This window comes from Candidatus Protofrankia californiensis (assembly GCF_900634765.1).
GTDB classification, from domain to species: domain Bacteria; phylum Actinomycetota; class Actinomycetes; order Frankiales; family Frankiaceae; genus Protofrankia; species Protofrankia californiensis.
Genome location: NZ_CAAAFT010000157.1, coordinates 1 through 5,469 on the forward strand (window position 1 = coordinate 1; position 5,469 = coordinate 5,469).

Below are 5,469 nucleotides of genomic sequence, written 5' to 3' on the forward strand. Positions count from 1 at the left end.
GTGCCGGGCAGCAGGACCAGGACCGACCACAGCGTCACCAACGCCGTGCGCAGCGCCCAGCCCCGCGCGCGGACGAACCACAACCTGTTGCGGATGCTGTAGTAGATGTACCGGCCGGCTGGGATCGTCCCGCCGCTGGCGTGCCAGGCCCGTGCCGGGCTGAGCATCACACGCCAGCCGGCCTCCCGCGCGCGGTGGCAGAAGTCGGCATCCTCGAAACCGAGGAAGTAGCGCCCGTCCATCGGCACGTCCCGGTGGCATTCGGCCTTGATGAACATGGCCGCGCCGGTGACCCACTCGGCCTCGCACGGCTGGCTCGTGCTCGGTGTCCGCAGGACCCGGGGCGCGGCGAGGAACCGGGTGAGGACGGCGGCGCCCGACTGCAGTCCCCGGGCGTTGACCAGCGTCGGGCCGACCACGCCGACGCGGTCGGCGGACAGCAGGTCAAGGCATGCCCCGATCGTCGCGTCATCCATCCGGATGTCATTGTTGAGCAGCAGATAACAGGACGCGGTCGGGTAGACCCGGGTGGCGTGCTGAAAACCGCCGGCGAAACCGAGATTGCGCGACGGGACCATCCAGGCGATCTCCGCGGGAATACCCTCGGGGCGTTCCGACAGATCATTGGCCACGACTGCCACCCGATGCAGCAGCGTGCTCCGGTTCAGTTCACAGGCGAGTTCGACGGTGGGCTCGGCCGGCCCCCAGTGCACGATAACCGCGATATTCCTCATGCGATATTCCTCATGATTGCTCCACAAAAGCGGTGCGGCTCGGCGCGGTGCGGCCCGGCGCGGTGCGCCGCATCACCGCACCGAACATCAGTGCCGCGGACAGGGTGTAGATGGCGATCGACGCGGTGGCGACGAGTGCGAGATTTCCCGTGGGCACGGTTACGCACAGGACGATGATGGTAAGGGTCGCCGCCAGCGCCTGCGTCCCGTACACGCTGCGCTGGCCGGAAAGGCTGAGCAGGGCATGAATCAGCAGATAGTCGGCGGACAGCGGGATCGCCGCGAGGACGAGAGCCCGGGTCGGGTCCACTGCGGGCAGGAATTCCCGGCCATAACAGAGGGTGATCAGATCGGGCGCGAAGATCGTGACCGGCAGGGCCACGCCGGCCGCGACGCCGAGCGCCCACTTCACTCCGCGCTGGATCAGGAGGCGCTGCTGGTCCGCGCCACGGGCGTGCCGCAGCCGGCTGAAGGCGACCATCCCGACCGCCTGGCCGAGTGCGGTGCAGGTGAGGCTGGCGGTGGCCGCGACACCGTAGAATGCGACGCTGGCGGTGGGCAGGGCGGCAGCGACGACCACCGAGTCGAGCCGATAGATCACCTGCGCCCCGATGGCCGTGGGCAACGCTGCGACGGCACCCTGGACAAGTGCCCGCGACGGGACGATCCGGGCCAGCCGGCGTAGCTTTTCCAGGCCACCGAGGCTCCGGACCAGCATCATGACCGCCGGAACGGCGACGCCGACACCCGAACACAGCAGCCAGACACCGACGTCGCGCGTTCCCGCCCGCCAGGCCATGACCAGCAGGAACAGGCCTGCCAGCGTGGGCACCAGCCGCACGACCTGGAACTCGCCGGTCATCCGCGACCGGCGCTGCGCCATGCCGGAGGCCAGCGACGAGGCCACCGCCCCGGCGGTGGCCGCCGCCGCGCCGACAACCCCGCAAATGCCCAACCAGGGCTGTGCCCCGGCGCCAGCGAGCACCCCGAACAACACCGTTGCAGCCAGCGCGACCGCGGCGACCTGCGCCAGCAGCGGGCCGACAAGGTCGCTGTCACTGCTACGGTCGGTCACCGCCGCCTGCGTCACGCCGAGGGTGAGCACGACCGCCGCCACACCCGACATCGTCTGGGTGGCCACGAACGCCCCGCGGTCGGTCGGCCCGAGAACCCGCGCGGTCACGATCCCCGAGGCCAGCCCGATCAGGATCCCGGAGGCGTTGCCTGCGGCGACCGCGATCCCCGACGGCACGGTCGGGCGCCCGAGCGCTACCCGCCGGGGCCGCCGGTGCCGGGCTGCGGGCAGCCTGCCGGGCGCTGTGACCGTGTTCACGGCGGCGCTGCTGGCCTGGGCATCCTGCGCTGTCACGTCACGGCGTTCGGGGTAGTCGTGCCGTCCGTGCCGGGCGTGGGACGGTCCGCCGGCTGGACACTGCCGCGGGTCGCCATCGGCGCCGCCGGCACTGCTGGTGTGGTCGCCGTTGTGGTTGCCGTCGCCGCGACGGCAGCCGCGAGGACGTGGGCCGAGGTGGCCAGGCCGAAGTCCGGCTCCGGGGCGTCACCGGTGGTGTTGCGTAGGCGCCGGTGGAACTCGCGGACGGCCGCGTTGTGGCCCTTGTCCTGGCGTCCCTGCCAGACACCGCGGCCACCGACGGTCAGATTCCGGAAGTCGTCGAGGACGAGGTGCGTATCGCCGGCCAGAGCCTCCAGGTGCTCCTTGCCGATGCCGGCCGGGCGGGCGGAGGAGTAGACGATCACCGAGGTCGACTGGTCGGCGTGTCCCAGTACGACCGTCACGTCGTCGGCAAGCAGCACGCCCCCACCGCCGGCCGGGTGCGCCTGCACCGACACGACCTCGGAGGGATTCAGGAACGTGCAGGTGTCGACGAAGTGGCAGACCTCCCCGAGCAGCCGCCCGCCCTGGCGGCGGTCGGCGTACCAGTGCCCGTCCGCGATCTTCCCGGCCGCGACCCGGTAGATCATGGTGAGCGGGGACGTCCGGGCGTCGAGATGCTCCCGGGCGAGCCGGGCCGCGGGTGACCAGCGCCGGTTGAAGCCGACGAACAGGACGCCGTCGGCGCGGCGGGCGGCGGCGTCCACCGCCTGCAGCTCGTCGAAGGACAGCGCCAGCGGTTTCTCGCACCACACGTGCCGGCCGGCGTCCAGCGCCCGTACGACAAGGTCGGCGTGGGCGTCGTGCGGGGTTGCGATGACCACCACGTCGACGTCGGGATCGTCGATGACGGCGTCCGCGCTGCCGGCGATCTTCGCGAAACCGGCGCGCTCCCCGAACCGTCTGGCGCGCAGGCCACCGGCCGAGCCGACCGTGACGAAGCGGTCGAAGCCCGCGGCGCGGAAGGCGGGCAGCAGCACCGTGGCGGAGAAGGCGCCGGCGCCGATCCAGCCGACGCCGTAGCCTCCGCCGGAGGCCCGTGCCGTGCCCCCGCCTGTGACGCGGTGTGCCCCGGCCAGCCCCGGGACCGCGGGGAGCTCGGGACGCCGGGAAGATCCGGAAAGCCGAGAAGGTCTGGAAAGCCTGGGAAAGCCGGGGAGCCGGGCAGGCCCGGCCAGCCCTTGGACCCCCGGCAGCCGGCTCGGGTGGCCACGCTGGGAAGGCAGGACGATGCTGTCCGGGAGCGTCCGGGACACGTCATAGTCGAAACGGATCGCCAGGTACGGTTCGCTCCTGCTTTCGACCAGGGCGTAGGCGGCCGCGGCGTCGTCGATGGCGAAACTGTGCGTAACTAGATCGGCGACTTCCAGGCGGCCGGTGGCCAGCAGGTCGACGACGGCCTCCAGGTTGCGGCCCTCGGTCCAGCGGACCTGGCCGGCCGGGTAGTCCACGCCCCAGTCCTCGTACGCCTGCTCGTAGCGACCCGGCCCGTACGAGCGCGCGAACCGTACCGACAGTTCCCGGTCGTAGAAGGGCGTGCGGTTCAGCTCGAGCCCCACGTCCCCGACGACGACCACGGTCGCGCGGTCCCGGCACAGTGCCGGCACCCTGCCCATGAGATCCGACGTCCGCGTGGCGGCGCAGACCAGTACGGCGTCCGCGCCCCGTCCACGGCTCCAGCGCAGCACCGCGGCCGTCGTGGCCTCGCCCTGTTCACGCAGGGTGAGGACGCCGGCCCGGCCGGCCGCGGCCAGCGGCAGGTCGGCGACGTCGATGCCGGCCACGTCGCATCCGCTGGCCAGCGCGATCCGGGCGGCGAGCTGGCCGACCAGGCCGAGTCCGGCGACCACCACCTTGGCACCCGGCCCGACGTCGGCGAGGCGCAGCCCGTGCAGGGCGATGGAACCTACCGTCGCGAACGCCGCGTCCACGGCCGGTACCCCGGCGGGAACCGGCGCGCACAGCAGACCGGGCACCGCCTGCACCTCGGCGTGGTTCGCCCAGCCGGCCCCGCCGGTCGCGACGAGCTGTCCGGGCACGATGCCGGCCCCGCTGACCATCTCTCCGACGTCCACCACGGTTCCGGCCGCGCTGTAGCCCAGCGGTATGTCCCCCCCGAGCCGAGCCTGCACCGCGCGAGCGGCCGTACCGATCCCGTCGGTACGGGCCCGCCGGACCACCTGGCGGACCAGGTCGGGACGGGCTCGGGCCTTGGCGACGAGTCCCGACTGGGCAAGCGCGGTGACCGCCCGTTCCGTCCCGGGGGAGACGATGCTCGCCGCGGTACGGACCAGAACCTCGGTCGGACCGATCTGTGGTGCGGGGACGTCGAGAACCTCGACCGCGCCCCCACGGATTGCCTGCACCACCTGTTTCACGTCCGCTCCACCCCCTTCGTTCCTGGTTGGCCTGGCGCTCCTGGTCGGCCTGGCGTTCCTGGTCGGCTTGGTATTTCCGGCCGGTCTGGTATTTCCGGCCGGAGGCCGTCCGGTCGGACGACCTCGATGTCCGTGTGGATCTCGACGGGCAGCTCGCGGTCGACGACGTACGCGGCGGTGAACGCCGGTACGGTGTCCTGCCAGCCGATCGCCCGGTGTGTCCGGCGTAGCTCCCAGCGACCCTCCACGGCGGTGGTCGCGGTGCCCCGCGCGCGCAGGACGATCTCCCAGGCGTCGGCGGTGCGGACCCGGATCGTGCTGGCGGGGTCGTCCACAGTGGCGACCGTGTCGTGAGCGAGCGGGAAGAGAACCTCGACGCGGTGGGCTTCCCGCCCGCCCGCTCGGTCGGTGAGTTCCACCCGGTCGGTGAGTTCCACCCGGTCCGGCCGGACTGTGAAGGTGCGCTCGTGCGCCGGGCGTCCGGGCAGGTGCCGGTAGCCGTCGTGGGAGGCGGTGAGTACCGCTGTGCCGCCGTCCAGCGCCATCTGGACGATCTTCGGATGGGTGCGGCGGCCGGCGCGGAAAGCGCCCCAGACCTCGGTCGAGTCGACTCCGTCGACGACGAGGCTCGCGTGCGCCGCGCTCGAGCGTTCGTGGTCGCGGACGGCTCCCGGGTCATAGGTCGAGGTCGCGGTGTCGACGATCAGGGGGATGCCGTTCCACCAGAGCAGGAACGCGAGGGTGTCGGCGTGGGCGTGTGCGGGGAGGGTGTCCGGGCACGCCGGTCCGACATCGGCGACGAGGTGGAAGCCCCCTGCCCGTAACACCGCGAGACCGGTGTCGGCAAGCAGCCGTGATCCGGTCCCGGTGACGGCAGGTGCAGGGATGCCTGACCGGCTGTCGTCGGCATGGTGGACCACCTGCCGCCTGCCGGATCCCCACCCGGCGGGTCCCGGCCCTCCGG

4 protein-coding genes are annotated in these 5,469 nt (G+C 72.3%); all 4 read right to left on the reverse strand.

Annotation, left to right across the window (positions count from 1 at the left end):
* A partial coding sequence (locus tag DD1DGNOD_RS09105) for a glycosyltransferase (protein WP_131769888.1) occupies nucleotides 1–734 on the reverse strand: 734 nt, incomplete at its 3' end.
* Between the two features lie 10 nt (nucleotides 735–744).
* Nucleotides 745–2,103, reverse strand: coding sequence for a lipopolysaccharide biosynthesis protein (locus DD1DGNOD_RS09110; RefSeq protein ID WP_131769889.1), 1,359 nt, complete (start codon nucleotides 2,101–2,103; stop codon nucleotides 745–747).
* The gene (locus tag DD1DGNOD_RS09115; RefSeq protein ID WP_131769890.1) at nucleotides 2,100–4,505 is read right to left on the reverse strand and encodes a bi-domain-containing oxidoreductase; all 2,406 of its coding nucleotides are present in this window, start codon (nucleotides 4,503–4,505) and stop codon (nucleotides 2,100–2,102) included. The genes DD1DGNOD_RS09110 and DD1DGNOD_RS09115 overlap by 4 nt, the downstream gene beginning before the upstream one ends.
* On the reverse strand, nucleotides 4,502–5,469 hold a 968-nt coding region (locus DD1DGNOD_RS09120), incomplete at its 5' end, for a heparinase II/III family protein (RefSeq protein ID WP_206443043.1). The genes DD1DGNOD_RS09115 and DD1DGNOD_RS09120, both read right to left, overlap by 4 nt.